The 15,307-nt window shown below is 69.4% G+C and carries 14 protein-coding genes and 1 pseudogene; 7 read left to right on the forward strand and 8 right to left on the reverse strand.

What is annotated here, in order from left to right; translation table 11 throughout:
* Nucleotides 1–120: 120 nt before the first annotated feature.
* Nucleotides 121–945, reverse strand: a complete 825-nt coding sequence (gene ddaH / locus ACFXJL_RS26425) for a dimethylargininase (RefSeq protein ID WP_358879401.1) — start codon at nt 943–945, stop codon at nt 121–123.
* Between the two features lie 257 nt (nt 946–1,202).
* Between ddaH and ACFXJL_RS26430 the strand changes: the two genes are divergently transcribed.
* The 3 genes from ACFXJL_RS26430 (at nt 1,203) to ACFXJL_RS26440 (ending at nt 2,979) form a co-directional block, all read left to right on the forward strand.
* Nucleotides 1,203–1,808: a TetR/AcrR family transcriptional regulator gene (locus ACFXJL_RS26430; RefSeq protein ID WP_384696353.1), complete on the forward strand. Its 606-nt coding sequence runs from the start codon at nt 1,203–1,205 to the stop codon at nt 1,806–1,808.
* 153 nt (nt 1,809–1,961) lie between these two features.
* Nucleotides 1,962–2,723, forward strand: coding sequence for a bifunctional DNA primase/polymerase (locus ACFXJL_RS26435; RefSeq protein ID WP_358879403.1), 762 nt, complete (start codon nt 1,962–1,964; stop codon nt 2,721–2,723).
* A gap of 103 nt (nt 2,724–2,826) precedes the next feature.
* The gene (locus ACFXJL_RS26440) at nt 2,827–2,979 is read left to right on the forward strand and encodes a hypothetical protein (protein WP_384696356.1); all 153 of its coding nucleotides are present in this window, start codon (nt 2,827–2,829) and stop codon (nt 2,977–2,979) included.
* 63 nt (nt 2,980–3,042) lie between these two features.
* Here ACFXJL_RS26440 and ACFXJL_RS26445 read toward each other — a convergent pair whose 3' ends face one another.
* From ACFXJL_RS26445 to ACFXJL_RS26465, 5 genes are all read right to left on the reverse strand, one after another.
* Nucleotides 3,043–3,939 (reverse strand): hypothetical protein, encoded by an 897-nt coding sequence (locus ACFXJL_RS26445; protein WP_384696359.1) that lies wholly within the window; start codon nt 3,937–3,939, stop codon nt 3,043–3,045.
* A complete protein-coding gene (locus ACFXJL_RS26450) occupies nt 3,887–4,945 on the reverse strand; it encodes an FTR1 family protein (protein WP_384696362.1) in 1,059 nt (352 codons plus the stop codon). The genes ACFXJL_RS26445 and ACFXJL_RS26450 overlap by 53 nt, the downstream gene beginning before the upstream one ends.
* A 297-nt stretch (nt 4,946–5,242) precedes the next feature.
* Entirely contained in the window at nt 5,243–6,082 is an 840-nt protein-coding gene (locus ACFXJL_RS26455) for a heme ABC transporter ATP-binding protein (RefSeq protein ID WP_384696365.1), read from the reverse strand.
* Nucleotides 6,079–7,218 carry a FecCD family ABC transporter permease gene (locus tag ACFXJL_RS26460; protein WP_384696368.1) on the reverse strand — a complete coding sequence of 380 codons (1,140 nt, stop codon included), beginning with the start codon at nt 7,216–7,218 and terminating at the stop codon, nt 6,079–6,081. Before ACFXJL_RS26460 ends, ACFXJL_RS26455 begins: the two co-directional genes overlap by 4 nt.
* Nucleotides 7,219–7,394: 176 nt before the next feature.
* Nucleotides 7,395–8,387 carry a hemin ABC transporter substrate-binding protein gene (locus tag ACFXJL_RS26465; protein ID WP_384696370.1) on the reverse strand — a complete coding sequence of 331 codons (993 nt, stop codon included), beginning with the start codon at nt 8,385–8,387 and terminating at the stop codon, nt 7,395–7,397.
* A 266-nt stretch (nt 8,388–8,653) separates the two neighbouring features.
* On the opposite strand from ACFXJL_RS26465, the gene ACFXJL_RS26470 reads away from it, so the two are divergent.
* From ACFXJL_RS26470 to ACFXJL_RS26480, 3 genes and pseudogenes are all read left to right on the forward strand, one after another.
* Nucleotides 8,654–10,063, forward strand: a complete 1,410-nt coding sequence (locus tag ACFXJL_RS26470; RefSeq protein WP_384696373.1) for an HtaA domain-containing protein — start codon at nt 8,654–8,656, stop codon at nt 10,061–10,063.
* 54 nt (nt 10,064–10,117) lie between these two features.
* The gene (locus tag ACFXJL_RS26475) at nt 10,118–11,734 is read left to right on the forward strand and encodes an HtaA domain-containing protein (RefSeq protein ID WP_384696376.1); all 1,617 of its coding nucleotides are present in this window, start codon (nt 10,118–10,120) and stop codon (nt 11,732–11,734) included.
* A 226-nt stretch (nt 11,735–11,960) separates the two neighbouring features.
* Nucleotides 11,961–12,620, forward strand: a pseudogene (locus ACFXJL_RS26480) (PhzF family phenazine biosynthesis protein); the annotation flags it as partial.
* Between the two features lie 618 nt (nt 12,621–13,238).
* Here ACFXJL_RS26480 and ACFXJL_RS26485 read toward each other — a convergent pair.
* Together ACFXJL_RS26485 and map are read right to left on the reverse strand one after the other, a co-directional pair.
* Nucleotides 13,239–13,904: a biliverdin-producing heme oxygenase gene (locus ACFXJL_RS26485; protein ID WP_358879482.1), complete on the reverse strand. Its 666-nt coding sequence runs from the start codon at nt 13,902–13,904 to the stop codon at nt 13,239–13,241.
* 143 nt (nt 13,905–14,047) lie between these two features.
* Nucleotides 14,048–14,905, reverse strand: a complete 858-nt coding sequence (gene map, locus ACFXJL_RS26490) for a type I methionyl aminopeptidase (RefSeq protein WP_358879413.1) — start codon at nt 14,903–14,905, stop codon at nt 14,048–14,050.
* A gap of 113 nt (nt 14,906–15,018) precedes the next feature.
* On the opposite strand from map, the gene ACFXJL_RS26495 reads away from it, so the two are divergent.
* Entirely contained in the window at nt 15,019–15,255 is a 237-nt protein-coding gene (locus ACFXJL_RS26495) for a hypothetical protein (protein WP_358879414.1), read from the forward strand.
* The last annotated feature ends 52 nt before the right edge of the window (nt 15,256–15,307 follow it).

Raw genomic sequence — 15,307 nt, forward strand, 5'->3', positions numbered from 1 at the left:
CGTACGCATACGCATTGGAGCGGGGCCGTGTCCGTGGCCCTGATCGCGGACCGCACCGGCCCCCGGCCAGCTGCCGGGAAGCCGGGACGGCCCTCCACCCCTGCTCAGTCGTGATCCTGCTCAGTCACGCAGTTCCTGGGTGCAGCACTTCACGCTGCCGCCCCCCTTCAGCAGCTCACCCAGATCCATTCCCATCGGCTCGTAGCCCCGGTCCCTGAGCGGCTCGAAGAGTCCGAGCGCCGCCTGCGGCAGCAGGACGTGTCGCCCATCGCTCACCGCGTTGAGCCCCAGCGCCGCCGCGTCCTCCTCCTGCGCGATCAAGGCATCGGGAAACAGCCGTGCCAGGACCGATCGGCTGCCCGGTGAGAAGGCTTCGGGGTAGTACATGACCTCGTCCGCCGCCTCGTCCAGTACGGACAGGGCCGTGTCCAGGTGGTAGTAGCGGGGGTCGACCAGATCGAGTCCGATCACCGGGCGACCGAAGAACTCCTGCGCCTCGTCGTGGGAGAGCGGACTGGATCGGAAGCCTCGACCCGCCAGCACATAGGACGAGGTGACGGCGAAGTCTCCCTCCCCCTCATTGATGTGCAGCGGTTCATGGATCTTGGTGTAGCCGGCGGACCTGAACCAGTCGAGATGGGCCACGGCCTCGCCCTCCCGTTCCCGGTGGGCGAACCGGGCACCGAGCACCCGGCCGTCGATGACGGTCGCGCCGTTCGCGGCGTAGACCATGTCCGGCAGATCGGGCTGCGGCTCCAGCAGCTCGACGGTGTGGCCGAGTGCGCGATAGCGGTCGCGCAGGTCCTCCCACTGGGCCAGGGCCAGTTGAAGGTCGACGGGCTTCGCCGGGTCCATCCACGGGTTGATGGAGTACGTCACCTTGAAGTGCGTGGGTGGGCACATCAGATAGCGGCGCGGCGAGGCGTCACGAAGCGATGAGCGCAATGAGGGCTCCTCACATACGAGTACGACGGGGAACACGCGGTCTGCGTGTGTGGAGCCATGGTGAGGCCAAATCGGCCATTGCGCTGTGACCTGGTCGACTGCTTCATCGTTTTGTACGGCGCGCCCGACCTCAGCGGATGGAGAAACCTCCGTAAAGTGACCCGCCCCTGGTACGGCGGGTTCTCGACAATCGGCCGTACGATGATTCAGCCGATCGAGACGATACGTTTCGGCTTATCTCTTGTAGATTGGTCGCCATGACCGACACCAAGGCGCCTGATTCCAGCCGTCGTAGCGAACGCTCCCGCCGAGCCATCTACGATGCCGCTCTCGCCCTCGTCACCGAGGTCGGATACGGCCGAACCACCATCGAGGGCATCGCGGCCCGCGCCGGGGTCGGAAAACAGACGATCTACCGCTGGTGGCCGTCGAAGGCCGCCGTGCTCCTCGAAGCCTTCCTCGATCTCGCGGACCAGGCGGCCGACGGGTCCTATGACTTTCCCGACACCGGAGATCTCGAAGCCGACCTCAAAACCGTGCTACGCGCCACGGTGGACGAGATGAACAACCCGGTCTACGAAGGACCCACCCGTGCGCTCGCCGCGGAGGGCATCGTCGATCCCGTCCTCGGTTCCCAGTTCGTCGAGAAACTGCTGGAACCGCCGATCCGCCTCTATGTGCAACGGCTGCGCTCGGCCGAGGCCGCAGGCGCCCTGAGGCCCGGACTTGACCCCCGTACCGCCGTCGAACTGTTTATCGGACCCCTCACCCACCGTTGGCTGCTGCGCACCCTCCCGCTGACCCACGAGTACGCCGACTCCATCGTGGAGTACGCGCTCAGCGGCCTGAGCCCCCGCGGCTGAAGATCAGCCTCCGGCCCGACCGGGTCGGCGCCTGGGCCCCCCTCACGGTCCGGATGCCGACCCCCGGTTGGGAACTGTGGCCACCCACAGAGCAGGATGGTGGGACGATGGTAGAGACCACGTGGGGCGAGCGTGAGGTGTGTGAGGGGATAGATGGGCGACGGTAAAGGTCGTTACAGCGGCACGGAGAACAGGCCCTCCTGGGAGAGCCGGCTGCCCCAGTGGCTGCGCCGACGTGCCAAGGACACCGAACCCGACGATTCCGCCCGCGAAGAACTGCTGCTGGCCGTCGCCGATGCGGGAATGCCCCTGGCCCCTGCCGCGTATCCCGTCTCCTATCGATGTTCCTGCGAACGCATCGGCTGTCCCACACCCGGGCGCCACCCCGTCTCCTTCGCGTGGCAGACGCAGTCGACCACCGATCGCGCACAGATCCAGCGCTGGGCCGAGGGCGAGCCCCTGGCCAACTTCATCACCGCGACCGGCATGATCCACGATGTGCTCGACGTTCCCCTCGAAGCCGGCCGCAGCGCTCTGGAGCGACTGCTGGAGCAGGGCATCGACGTCGGTCCGGTCGCCGAGTCGGGCGGGGAGGGCGAGCAGGCGCGGGCCCTCTTCTTCACCGCGACCCGCGGCACGCCCGAGGACGAGGACGAGTGGTGGCCCTGTGAGCTGGACTGCCGGCCCGAGACCATGGACGAGCACCCGGGGCTGCGCTGGCACTGCCGGGGCAGTTACGTCCTCGTCCCGCCCGCCCGGCTTCCCGGGGACCACGAGGTGTACTGGGTGCGGGGCCCCGAGCATCCGCTGCCCGACCCGCTGACCTTGCTGGAGAGCCTCACCGACGCCTGTGCCCAGTTCATCGGCGATCACGGTGACATCGAGCACGAGGCGGCCTGGCCACTGGGCCGTTGATCCTCGACGCCTCGACGCCTCGACGCCTCGACGCCTCGACGCCTCGACGCCTCGACGCCTCGACGCCTCGACGCCTCGACGCCTCGACGCCTCGACGCCCCCGGTGCCGCGGCGAGCGGCCCCGGCAGCTTCCGGAAGAAGGTCACCGCCCGCCCGGGGCGACCGCCCCGACGCGGCCGACCTCGGCAACGGGCGCAAGCTCGCGGCTATCGCCCATCTCGCCCATCTCGCCGATGTGGTCTGGGACGTGGCCTGACCGACCCGACCGCCCTCACTGACCTGACCGGCACGGCTGGTCCGGAGGGCCCCAGCACACAGCCTAGGAACCCTTGGCGGAGGTCAGTCCCGTCAGCCGTCCCAGGACCTTGACCTTGCCCCCGTTGAGCCCGCTGCTCGCAGCCGGCACCCATGCCGCCTGACTGGAGATCCGCTCCTTGGTCAGCGAGGTCTTCACCTCACCACTGAGCAGCGCCTTCACATCCGGATGGACCTCGATCCGCACCCCCCGAGCCATGGTCTCGCGCTCGAAGTTGCGGACGGTGAAGAAGACCAGCGCCCCGCCGCCCTGGGTCGCCAGCGCCAGCGGGCCGTAGTCGCCGCTGTTCAGCGGCTGGTCGATGTACTGCCGTGCGCGACCCGGCCGATTGGCCTCCTTCACCCGGGTGGTGCGCCACTGTGAGGTGTGGGGGCCGGCCTCGAAGTGCTCGGGCTTGCCGGTCTGGGTGTACGAGGCGTACTCCTGGCTCAGATCGCGCGGCACGCGCGCCAGAGCGGGACTGTCCGGCGCGATCGCCTCGGCGAAGCCGTCCTGGTCCATCTTCAGGGCGGGAATGCGATCGGGGGAGAGGATCGTCAAGTACGCGGCCTGCCAGACGTCCTGAGGCGCGTTGCGGAGGAAGACCAGCACCCAACGGTTGTCCGCGGGGCCCTTGTCCTGGTCGCGATTGGAGTCCGCATCGGCCAGGAAGAACCGGGGCCAGCCGGCCTTCCTCGGAATGGTGAAGCGGGCGTCCGTCAGCTCCAGGGGCACATGCTGGGGATTGCCGTCGGGGTAGTTGACGCTGCGTGACTTGATGCCCGCCTGGTTGATGGCGCCCAGTGCCCCGGTGACGCGCTGCGCCGCCTTGGCGGGGTCGTACGCCTTGTCGGCGGCGTTGTAGGCGTCAGTGAACTCCTTGAGTGCCTCGGCCGCTTCCGCCGCCGTTGCGGCCGGCACGATCTCGCGCTCTCCGTGCACGGTCACGCACCCGCTCGCCGTCAAGGCAAGCGCCGTCACCGCCACCACCGTTCGATGGAACCGCACTGCCCTCTGCGCCCGGCTCCCGTGCTGCCCGCCCACCCGAATCGGCCTTCTCATCGGCTGCACTCTCCTTGCCCCCCACTGACCGTCCGAACCCTACCGGGGTCAGGAACAGCGCGAGTGCCGGGACCAGATAGAGCGCCCACACCGTGATCTGAAAGCCCGTGGGGGCCGGTTCGAAGCCCAACACCCCCCTCAGCAAGGTCCCGTACCAACTCTCGGCGGGGATGGCGTCGGAGAAGTCGAAGGCGGCTGCCGGCACTCCGTCCGAGAAGTCGGCACGCTGGAGGTGGCCCACCCCCTTCGACAGCATTCCTGCGGCCAGCACCAGGAGCGCGGTGCCGATCCAGCGCACCGAGCGGGACAGGTCCACCCGCAGCACGAGCCGCCACACCGCCCACACGACGAGCACTGCCGTGGTGATGCCGAGCAGGAGAACGGTGAGCGGGCCGTCGCTGCCGTGGCCGTCGGACGCGGCCCGCACCGAGGACCAGAAGAACAGGGCAGCCGTCAGGCCCTCATGGGAGACCGCCAGCGCCGCTGTCGTCGCCAACGCCCCGTGGCCCCTGCGCGGCCCTTGCGCCGCCGAAGCAGTCGCAGTCGCAGTCGCGGTCGCGTTCGCAGTCCCGATCGTGTCGACGGGTGGTCGCCGCGTCCGCAGCACCACCCAACCGATGAGTCCGGCCGCGGCAATCGACAGGAATCCGCCGAAGACCCCCTCGGCGTGGGGGGTCAACTCCCGCGGGCCGTATTCGAGTACGGAACCGAACCCCAGCATCAACAGTGCCGCGGCAGCGGAGGCGAGCAGCACGGACGACAGCGCGGCGCGTCGTCCGCTGCGGAAGGCGAAGGCGATGACCAGGGCGGCGACCAGGCCGGCCTCCAGCCCGGATTGCAGCCCCATCAGATAGGTGCCGTACACGCCCTCCCCCTCCGCTCGCCGGGGGCGCCGAAAAGCCTGCCCGCGCCCTCTTGTCGTACGAGACGGCGAGTTCCCCACCGGAGTTCTCCTACGCACGGCCCCGCCAGAACGGCTGTATTGCATCGCCGTGCCCAGTGGGCAACGGGCGCGGACTCACCTGGGCGGTCGGACGGTACGGGGATGCGCCGCCCGGGCGGTGCGTACGAGCGGCTCCCCGCAGTCGCGTACCCGGGACGCGCCCACCGGGGAGTGCCGGTGGGGCGCCCCGGTTCGGATGACGGTCCGGGCGGGGGCCTGTCAGTCCGCGCGGCGGGGCAGCACCACCGGCGCCCCCGAGCGGGGGTGCGCGAACACTTCGACGGGCTGGCGGTAGACCCGGCTGAGCAGCTCGTCCTGGAAGATCTCCGCCGGTGCGCCCTCCGCCGCGATGCGCCCCTCGTGCAGTACGGCGACCCGGTCGGCGTAGGCGGCGGCCAGGCCCAGATCGTGGAGGACCACGACCACGGAGTCACCTGCCGCCGCCCGGCTGCGGCAGATGCGGAGCACCAACTCCTGGTGGCGCAGGTCGAGTGCGGCCGTCGGCTCGTCGAGGAGCAGCAGCGCGGTGCGCTGGGCCAACACCCGGGCCAGCGCGACCCGTGCCCGCTCACCGCCCGAGAGGGCGGAGTACGGCCGATGGGCGAACTCGCCGGTCTCGGTGGCGGCCATCGCCTCGGCGACGGCGGCGTCGTCCTCGTCCTCCCGTGCGGTACCGGCCCAGGGCGCGCGGCCCATCCGTACGACGTCCGCGACCGGGAAGGGGAAGGAGAGGGCCGTGGACTGGGGGAGTACGGACCGTCGTAGGGCCAGTTCCGGGGCGCTCCACGAGCCGGCCGGACGGTCACCGATCCGGACCGAACCCTGGTCGGCGGCGATGTCGGCGGCAAGCGCACCGAACAGCGTGGACTTGCCCGCGCCGTTGGGTCCGACCAGCGCCAGCACCTCGCCCGCCCGGGCGGACAGATCGATGCCGGCGAGGACCGTGCGTCCGCCCAGTTGGACGTGCACCCCCTCCGCACGGGCCAGCACGCTCCCCGGGGCGGGCCGCTCGGGCAGCTCCCGACCGCGGGAGCCGAAGAGACTCGTCATGGCCCTCATGCCCAACCACCTTGCTTGCGACGGGTCCTGCGCAGCAGCCAGAAGAAGAACGGGCTGCCGAAGAGTGCGGTGAGCACACCGAGCGGGAGTTCGGCGGGCTCGGCCACCGTGCGGGCGGCGAGATCGCCCACGGCGAGCACCAGCGCACCGCCCAGTGCGCTGCCCGGGATCAGGAAGCGGTGTCCTGGGCCGTGGACCATCCGCAGCAGATGCGGAACGAGGAGCCCGACGAACGTGATGATGCCCGCGACCGCCACGGCGGATGCGGTGAGGAGGGCGACGGCCAGCACTAGGGCGATGCGCAACCGCTCCACGTCGACGCCCAGATGGCGCGCCGACCGCTCCCCGAGGGCCAGCAGATCGAGCTTGCGCGCGTAGAACGGGGCGATGAGCAACCCCAGCAGGGCGCAGGGCAGTACGGCGAGCACCTTGGGCCAGGTCGCCTGCGAGAGCGACCCCAACTGCCAGAAGGTGATCTGGGTGATCTGGGCGTTGTCGGCGAAGAAGATGAAGAGGCCGATGAGTGCGCCGGCGAAGGCGTTGACGGCGATTCCGGTGAGGATGAGGGTGACGACCTCGGTCTTCCCGCCCGAACGGGAGAGCACATAGACGAGGAGCACGGTCACGAGTCCGGCGACGAAGGCGCAGGCGGTGATGGTCCAGTTGCCGAAGAAGCTCAGGCCGAGCGCGATGGAGGCGACGGCTCCGACCGCGGCACCTGCGGAGATGCCGATGACCCCGGGTTCGGCGAGCGGGTTGCCGAAGACGCCCTGCATCAGGGCACCGGCACAGCCGAGGGCGGCCCCGACGAGCAGGGCGAGCACGACGCGCGGCAGCCGTACGTTCCACAGGACGCTCTCGCCGACCCGGTCGAGGGGGGCGCCCCCGAGCCCGATGCGGTGTCGTGCCGATGCGATGACATCGCCGAGGGGGATGTCGTAGGCGCCGTACCCGGCGGAGACGAGAGATACGAGGACGAGCGCGCCGACGAGACCTGTCGTGAGCAGGAACGCGGTGGAACGGGAGCCCTTGGCGGCCGGTCCCTGCGGTGCGGCGGATGCGGTCCCGCTGGCTGGCTTGCCGAGATCGACCTTCGGTGTGCCCGGTCCCTGGTGGGCGGCTGACGGGGTGTTCAAGCTGGTTGCTGTTGCTGTTGCTGTCGGTGTCGGTGTCGTTGTCGAGGGCGCAGGGTCAGGGGAGTTGGACGGTGAGTCCTGTTCGGCCTGGTTCGTCCCCGGGCTCGATCGGGAGTGGTCGACGGGCCCGTTCTCCGCCGGGGACTCCGATTCCGGTTCCGTTTCCGTTGCCATGGTCATGCGCCGTTCGCGTAGAGCTGGTCGACCAGGGACTTGAGCACCTGGTCCGTCCGGGGGCCGTAGTTGAGTAGTACGCCGTCGGGGATCGACACCACCCTGCGGTCCATTCCGGCAGGGGTCTGGGCGACGCCCGGGATCTTGATGAGGCCGTCGATGCCGCCCACGGAGTCAAGGCCCTTCGACATCACCAGGATCGCGTCGGGTGCCGCCTTGGCCAGGGCTTCGCTGGTGATGGCGGTGAAGTCCTTCTTCAGCCCGGACTCCTTGCCCGCGTCCACCGCTCCGGCCGCCTCCAGCAAGGACGCGGCCCCCGACTCGCTGCCGCCCAGGAGGTATACCGAGGCCGTTCCGCGCAGATAGAGGAAGGCGACCCGCGGCTTCTTGCCCTCCGCGGGCTGGGGGATGTCCTTCTGGACGGTGGCCAAGCGGGCCTCGGTGCGCTCCTTCAACTCGGTTCCCGCGGCCGGGACGCCCAGCGTCTTCGCGACGGCCTCGATGCGGGTGCCCACGTCGGCGAGTTCCTTGGCGGTCTTCACCACCACCAGCGGAATGCCGGCGTCACGAATCTGCTGAATGGATTCAGCAGGTCCCGAGACCGTTTCGGCCAACACGACCGTCGGCCTCAGCGACAGCACGCTCTCGGCCGAGACGTCATGGCCGCGCGTGACCACCGGAAGGTCCTTGGCCTCCTCGAAGGTCGCCGTGACGTCGCGGGCGACCACCTGTGCGCCGAGGCCGAGGCTGAACACGATCTCGTTCAGCGATCCGGTGAGCGGCACGATGCGCTCACCCGAGGCGATCGTGACCTTTCTCCCATCCGCGGACCCGACCGTCACGGGGTACTCGGGCTTGGTCGTGACGTTCACCGGCTCGACCCGGTCAGGGGCCACAGATGGCTTCGACTTCCCCCCTTCGGAAGGCGAAGCGGAATCACCGCCACAGCCCGTCGCCGTGACCGCGATGGCGAACGCGGCCACAGCCGCACCCATCAGGCGGAATCTGTGCGTCGAGCGCACCGAGCGCGACTTTGCCCGTGAGAGCACCGGGAGCACCGTCCTGTCGTTCTTCTGATCCAGGGCGAGGGCAGTTGCCCTCTGATGTCTTCCCCTGGTCTGGAGCTCATGGCTGAACCGGACCGAGGGGCCATAACCGGAATGCAAGGGGCTACCGGTACAGGCCGGACATAGCTTAGGTTAGCCTTACCTCGGTCTGTCAGACCGTGGTGGGCTTCGAACTTCTCGGGAGGGGTATTTCCATGCCGTCGTGTCGACCGGTGCGCGTCTTCGCCGTCGCGCTACTCGCGGCCTTGCTCGGAGCTCTGCTCCCGGCCGGTACCGCTCATGCGGCGGATCGCACGGTCCAGGGCGGCAGGCTCGACTGGGGCATCAAGTCCTCCTTCCAGAGCTATGTCACCGGACCCATCGCCAACGGCAGTTGGCGGCTGTCCTCCGGCGCCGCGACCGTGGGCGGCAGCAACTTCCGCTTCCACTCCGCCAAGGGGACCTACGACCCCGCGACCGGCTCGTTCGAGGCGCGCTTCACCGGTGGGGTCCACTTCACCGGCCACCGCAAGCCGACCGGCGGCAATGAACTGGACCTGGCGATCAGCCGTCCGACCGTCAAGATCTCCGGCGGTCGCGGCACGCTCTATGCGGACATGATCAGCAAGGCCAGGGGCAGCGGCAAGGTGACCTCGGCCCGTCAGGTCCCGTTCGCCTCGCTCGGCCTCGGTGGCATCAACATGAAGGGCGGCTCCAGCCCGATCGGGCTCAACAGCATCCCCGCCACGTTGACCACACAGGGCGCCAGCGCCTTCGCCGGCTACTACACGGCGGGCACCCCGCTGGACCCGATCAGCCTGAGCGTCGATGTCCTCGCCGCACCGACCGCGCCCAAGAAGACGACGAAGCCCTCCACCAAGCCTGCCGCGAAGCCCAAGGCGCCGCAGCAGGCCGGCGCCCTCCAGGACGCCGCGGTGGACTGGGGAGTGCGCCGCACGTTCCGCGAGTACGTCACCGGGGACATCGCCCAGGGCAAGTGGACCCTGTCCGGGGGCGCCCAGGACGGCGGAGCGCTCTTCCGCTTCCCCCAGGGCAAGGGCACCTATGACGCCAAGAAGCAGACGCTGAACGCCACCTTCTCCGGAGCCGTGCGCTTCACCGGTGAGCACCTCGATCTGACGCTCACCCAGGTGAAGACCACCGTGCAGTCGGGTCGAGGCACCCTGATCGCCGATGTGGTCAGCGCGGGCAAGACGCAGAAGGCCGTGCCCCTGATCACCTTCACGGCCAAGGACTTCGCTCCCCAGAACGGTCTCGCCGCGCTCACGGAGGCCCCCGCCACCCTCACCGCCGGTGGTGCCAAGGCATTCGGTGGCATGTACCAGGCCGGCACCGACATGGACCCGATCTCGCTCGCCGTCACCGTGGACAAGAAGGCGCAACTGCCCGCCCTGCCCGACCTGGGCACCGCGGCGGAGCCGACGCCCACGCCGACCGAGCAGAAGGACGATGCCAAGCCGTCGTCCGCAGCCGCGGCCCCCGCCGCGAGTTCGACCGATTCATCATCCCCCACCGGGGTGTACGTCGCGGTGGGAGCCGGAGCGCTCCTCCTCGTGGCCATCGCCCTGATCGCCGTACGCCGACGTCGTACGACCCAGAACTGAACTGACTCTTCGCATCCCCCCCGGAATCCCCCCGGAGCCTAGGAGTAACCCACCATGCCAGCCTCTCGCCGTCCCCTTGCCCTGGCCGCAGCCGCGGCCACCGCGGCAGCCCTCGGTGCCACCGCCCTCGCCCTGCCCGCCGTCGCGGCCGGCAAGCCCTCGTCCGGTTCGGCCAAAGCCGCCCCCGCGGCCGGCGCTCCGACGATCGGCCTGAAGGACGGCACGCTGGACTGGGGCTTCAAGGAGTCCTTCCGCACCTATGTGGCCGGTGGCGGCAAGATCGACGTCGCTGACGGCGCCAAGCAGGCAGCGGGCAACGGCCCGTTCACCTTCACCAACGGCAAGGGCATCTACGACACGACGACCCACGCCACCAACACGACGTTCGACGGCAGCGTCGTGTTCAACTCGGCCCACTTCACGATCAAGCTCTCGGATCTGCGGGTCATCACCACCCGCACGACCGGCACGATCCAGGCCGACATCACCTTCAACGGCACGCTCGACAATGACGTGGCCCTCGCCAACCTCGATATGACCAAGGTTCGCCCCGCCCAGGGCGACGGCGGCGCGATGCTGTTCAAAGACATACCGGCGACGATCACCGCAGCGGGCGCGAAGGCGTTCCGCTACAAGGAGGGCGACGTGCTCGACGCCGCCACTCTCACGGTGAAGTCGGAGGGCGGCGGTCGCCCGTCGCCCTCCCCGTCGAACTCGTCGAAGCCGCCCGTGAGCAGCCCGTCCCCCTCCACGTCGTCGAAGCCGCCCGTGATCGAGCCCTCGGCTTCCACGTCCACCAAGCCGACGCAGCCCAGCGGCAAGCCGTCGACCTCCACCGGCCCGACGGCTCCCGTCGGCAACGGCACGATCGTCGACGGAAACCTCGACTGGGGCGTCAAGGAGCGCTTCCGCGAGTACGTGACGGGCCCGATCGCCCACGGAAAGGTCGAACTGGCCGCCGGTGCGAAGAAGTCCGGCGACATCTACCGCTTCCCCAAGGCGAAGGGCACCTTCGACGCCAAGAAGAAGACCCTTGCGGCCTCCTTCGACGGCAGCGTGCGCTTCCTCGGCCACCTCACCGACGGTACGTACGTCCTCGACCTCCGCATGAGCGGTCTGGAGGTCAAGGTGAACGGCACCCAGGGAACGCTGATCGCCGACGTCTCCACCAAGAGCCGCGCGACCGGCAAGGTGACCACCCTCAAGGACCTGAAGTTCGCCACCGTCAAGGTCCCCTCCGGCGGGCTCAAGGCGCAGAACGACGTCGTCAAGCTGTCCGGCGCCGCGACCACGCTGACCGCCGCCGGTTCCAAGGCGTTCGAGGGCATGTACAAGGCCGGTGAAGCGCTCGACCCGCTGACCGTGGCCGTCTCCCTCACTGAGGGAACCGACCTGCCCGACGGCTCAGGCGGCACCTCGGACGGCGGCTCGACCGGTGGTTCCACCGGCGGTTCGGGTACGTCCACGGGCGGCGGCACCACCGGTGGTTCTGTGGGTGGCGGCACCACCGGTGGTTCTGTCGGCGGTTCCGTCGGTGACACCGGCGCCCTGGCCTCCACCGGCTCCGACATTCCGACGGTCGGCCTGATCGCCGCCGCCGCGGGTGTCGCCGCCGCCGGTGCCGGTGTCGTCTTCGCGGTGCGCCGCCGTGAGTCGGCCAACCAGGTCTGATCCGCCACGACCCAAACCCGCGCCGCCACCGACGCGCACGCCGCGCGCCGGTGGCGGCCCGGGCCCGTTTCCGGGGGTTGAGCGATCCGGCCCGCGCCGAAACGAGGGCTCCCGCCCTGCGGCTTTCGCCCACTCCGTACTGCCGTGTGGGTACGGATACGAGTCGTTGTCGCCTTGCAATCGCGGTATCACTATGCGACGGCGCATCGGGTGCTTGAATGCCGGAGTGAACGAACGCGATGTGCACGATGTACTTGACGTGCTCCATGTCTTCTGCGGTGCCGACGGTCGGAACGGAAACGCCCTCGGAGTGGTGCGTGACCCCCGCGTCTGCCCCGACCGGACGTCACGTCAGGCGCTCGCCGCCGAACTCGGCTTCAGCGAGACGGTTTTCGTCGACGACCCCGAGCGCGGCGTTGTGGACATCTACACCCCCAGCACACGGCTGCCGTTCGCAGGACATCCCCTGGTCGGTGTTGCCTGGCTGTTGGACCTGGAGTCGGTCAGCGCGCCCGCGGGCGAGGTGTGGGCGCGCAACGACGGCGAGTTCACCTGGATCACGGCCCGCGCCGAGTGGGCGCCGCCGCGGCTCATCGAGCAGTACGCCAGCGCCGACGAGGTGGACGCACTTCCCACTCCGCCGCCGGGCGAGGGATGGCTGTACGCCTGGGCATGGGAGGACGAGGCCGCGGGGCGCGTTCGCGCCCGGGGCTTTCCCCGGCGCGGTGACGGCATCGCCGAGGACGAGGCCACCGGGGCGGCGGCGCTGCTGCTCACCGAGCAACTCGGCCGGGCCCTGAACATCACTCAGGGCAGGGGCTCACAGATCCTGACGGCTCCCGGCCCTGACGGGGAGATCGAGATCGGCGGTCGAGTACGCCTGGAAGCCCTCGCTCCGCCCGCGCCCATCCCCGCCTCGGTACTGGCCCAACCCGCTCCGACGCCGGTGCGCATCCGGATGGCCCCCATCAAGCGGGACGCCGGCTCGCGTCCACGGCTGGTCCCCTACACCCTGCGCGCCGAGGTGATGACTCCCCGGGAGTCATGACCCCGGCTCCAACTCCGGGAGCCGGCGAACGTTGTCGTCCCGGCGGGGAACGTTGTTGTCCCGGCGGGGAACGGTTCATCAGCGAGACGACCGGGTCGCCGAGTTCCACCGCGCGCCGGTACCCGATCGTGGCCGTCCCGTGGGGCGGCCGGCAGGGCAACTGATCATGGTTTCGGAGCCTCGAACCCCAACTGCCGGCGGATCGCCGGGAGGTGGGTCGGAGTGCTGCGTGCGCGCCCCGGTCGTCGAAGCCGGCCGCGAAACCCGTTCCCCGCCGACCTCACCGTCGAATCCGACTGCCCGAGAGGATCCACCCCCGATGCCGTGGTCCGTTGGAATGCGGGCCCTGCGCGGCCGACGGCAGGGGCGGTGCGCCGGATGATTCGATCGAAGGGCTGACGGACGACGAAGGGGCGGTCGCCGAGTGCCGGCGACCGCCCCTTCGTCGTCTTCGGATCAGGCGCTGAGCGGGAACTCCGAGCCCAGCTCGCGGAAGACCGCGCCGTTGAAGTCGAAGGCGCGCTTGCACTCGTCGATGATGCGCTGCTTCTCCAGGTCGTCCGCGTTCACCGCGTCCAGCAGCTCGCGGTAGCTCCGCTTGAAGGCGGCGGGGTTGGAGATGCCCTCGAAGACGTAGAACCGCACGCCGTCGCCCTTGCGGGCGAAGCCCCAGGTCTTCTCCGCGCGGTCACGGATGATCTGGCCGCCGGAGAGGTCTCCCAGGTAGCGGGTGTAGTGGTGTGCGACATAGCCCGCGGGCCAGGTCCTCGCGCACTCGGCGACCCGGGCGGCGTACGCCGCGGTCGCCGGCAGGGGCGAGGCCGTCGCCCGCCAGTCAGCCCCCCGCATATGAGCCAGATCGCGCTCCAGTTCGACGGTGCGGAACAGCTCCGGCTGGATGAAGGGCCCCGCCACCGGGTCATCGCGCAACGCTTCGGCGGCCTCCTCCAGCGCCTGGTACACGAACCACAGCTGTTCGGTGTACCGCGCGTAGGCGTCCACACCCAGTCGGCCACCCATGAGGTCGCTTATGAAGGAGGAGGTCTCGGCTTCGGTGTGCTGCTCGTGCGAGGCGACGCGGATGAGCGTGGAGAAGGGAGTGCCGGTGGCGGTGGCGTCCAAGGCGGACCTCCAGGAACAGGTGACGGAGAAGTGCGGAGGGCACCAGCGCATGGCTGCTACCGCCACCGATCATCCTACTTAGGCTTACCTAAGTCAATGGGTTCCCGACGGGCTGTCGGTAAAAAGTTCACCAGCGGGCCGGTTCAGGGCAGGGTGAGGATCTCCGCTCCGCCGTCCGTGACCACCAGGGTGTGTTCGAACTGGGCCGAGCGTTTGCGGTCCTTGGTCACCACGGTCCAGCCGTCGTCCCACATGTCGTGCTCGTAGTCCCCGAGGGTCAGCATGGGCTCGATCGTGAAGGTCATACCGGTCTGGATGACCGTGGTGGCGTGCGCGGCGTCGTAGTGCGGAACGATGAGACCGGAGTGGAACGCGGTGTTGATGCCATGTCCGGTGAAGTCCCTGACCACGCCATAGCCGAATCGTTTCGCATAGGACTCGATCACCCGGCCGATCACATTGATCTGACGCCCCGGCTTGACCGCCTTGATGGCTCGATTGAGCGATTCACGGGTCCGCTCCACCAGGAGTCGCGACTCCTCGTCGACATCACCGCACAGATAGGTGGCGTTGTTGTCGCCGTGCACCCCGTGGATGAACGCCGTGACGTCGAGGTTCACGATGTCCCCGTCACGCAGGACGGTGGAGTCGGGGATGCCGTGGCAGATGACCTCGTTGACCGAGGTGCACAGGGACTTCGGGAAGCCGCGATAGCCGAGGGTGGACGGATAGGCGCCGTGGTCGCAGAGGAACTCATGGGCGACCCGGTCGAGTTCGTCGGTGGTCACGCCGGGGGCGATGTGGGTCGCGGCCTCGGCCATCGCCTGCGCCGCGAGGCGACCGGCGATGCGCATGCGCTCGATCGTCTCGGAGTCCTGCACCTCCGGGCCGGTGTACGGGGTCGGCGCCTCCTTCCCGACGTACTCGGGACGGCGGATCGAAGCGGGCACGGAACGGATGGGGGAGAGCTCGCCGGGTACGAGCAGTGACTGGCCAGACATGTCAGCGAGTCTAACCAGGGGTGGTGGGGCAGCATGGCGACAAGGGACGGGCGCCCACGCATGGGAATCCATCGCAGCGGCACGAGAGATTGCACGAGAGAGGAGAGCCCCTGATGGCTCTGTTCAAGCGGCGTACGGTCGGCAAGCCGGGGGAGTGGTTCTACTGCCTGGAGCACAAGAAGGTCGAGGAGGGCCCCGAGTGTCCGGCGAAGAACCGTTTCGGTCCGTACGGGACCCGGGCGGAGGCGGAGCGTGCGATGGAGACCGCACGGGAGCGCAACCTCGAATGGGAGAACGACCCGAAATGGCATGACGGCGGCCAGGGCACCGGGGGCGGACCGGCCTCCTGAGGCCCCAGCGCCCAGCCGCCGCGCCGCGTGGTCCATGGACCCCCGGTGACCC

This window comes from Streptomyces sp. NPDC059256, assembly GCF_042753785.1.
Taxonomy (GTDB): Bacteria; Actinomycetota; Actinomycetes; order Streptomycetales; family Streptomycetaceae; genus Streptomyces.

Bases quoted from the DNA above. Each gene is read 5' to 3' on its own strand.
- ACFXJL_RS26430 (WP_384696353.1), top strand. From the start codon at position 1,203: ATGACCGACACCAAGGCGCCTGATTCCAGCCGTCGTAGCGAACGCTCC.
- ACFXJL_RS26435 (WP_358879403.1), top strand. From the start codon at position 1,962: ATGGGCGACGGTAAAGGTCGTTACAGCGGCACGGAGAACAGGCCCTCC.
- ACFXJL_RS26455 (WP_384696365.1), bottom strand. From the start codon at position 6,082: ATGAGGGCCATGACGAGTCTCTTCGGCTCCCGCGGTCGGGAGCTGCCC.
- ACFXJL_RS26465 (WP_384696370.1), bottom strand. From the start codon at position 8,387: ATGGGTGCGGCTGTGGCCGCGTTCGCCATCGCGGTCACGGCGACGGGC.
- ACFXJL_RS26470 (WP_384696373.1), top strand. From the start codon at position 8,654: ATGCCGTCGTGTCGACCGGTGCGCGTCTTCGCCGTCGCGCTACTCGCG.
- ACFXJL_RS26475 (WP_384696376.1), top strand. From the start codon at position 10,118: ATGCCAGCCTCTCGCCGTCCCCTTGCCCTGGCCGCAGCCGCGGCCACC.
- map (WP_358879413.1), bottom strand. From the start codon at position 14,905: ATGTCTGGCCAGTCACTGCTCGTACCCGGCGAGCTCTCCCCCATCCGT.
- ACFXJL_RS26495 (WP_358879414.1), top strand. From the start codon at position 15,019: ATGGCTCTGTTCAAGCGGCGTACGGTCGGCAAGCCGGGGGAGTGGTTC.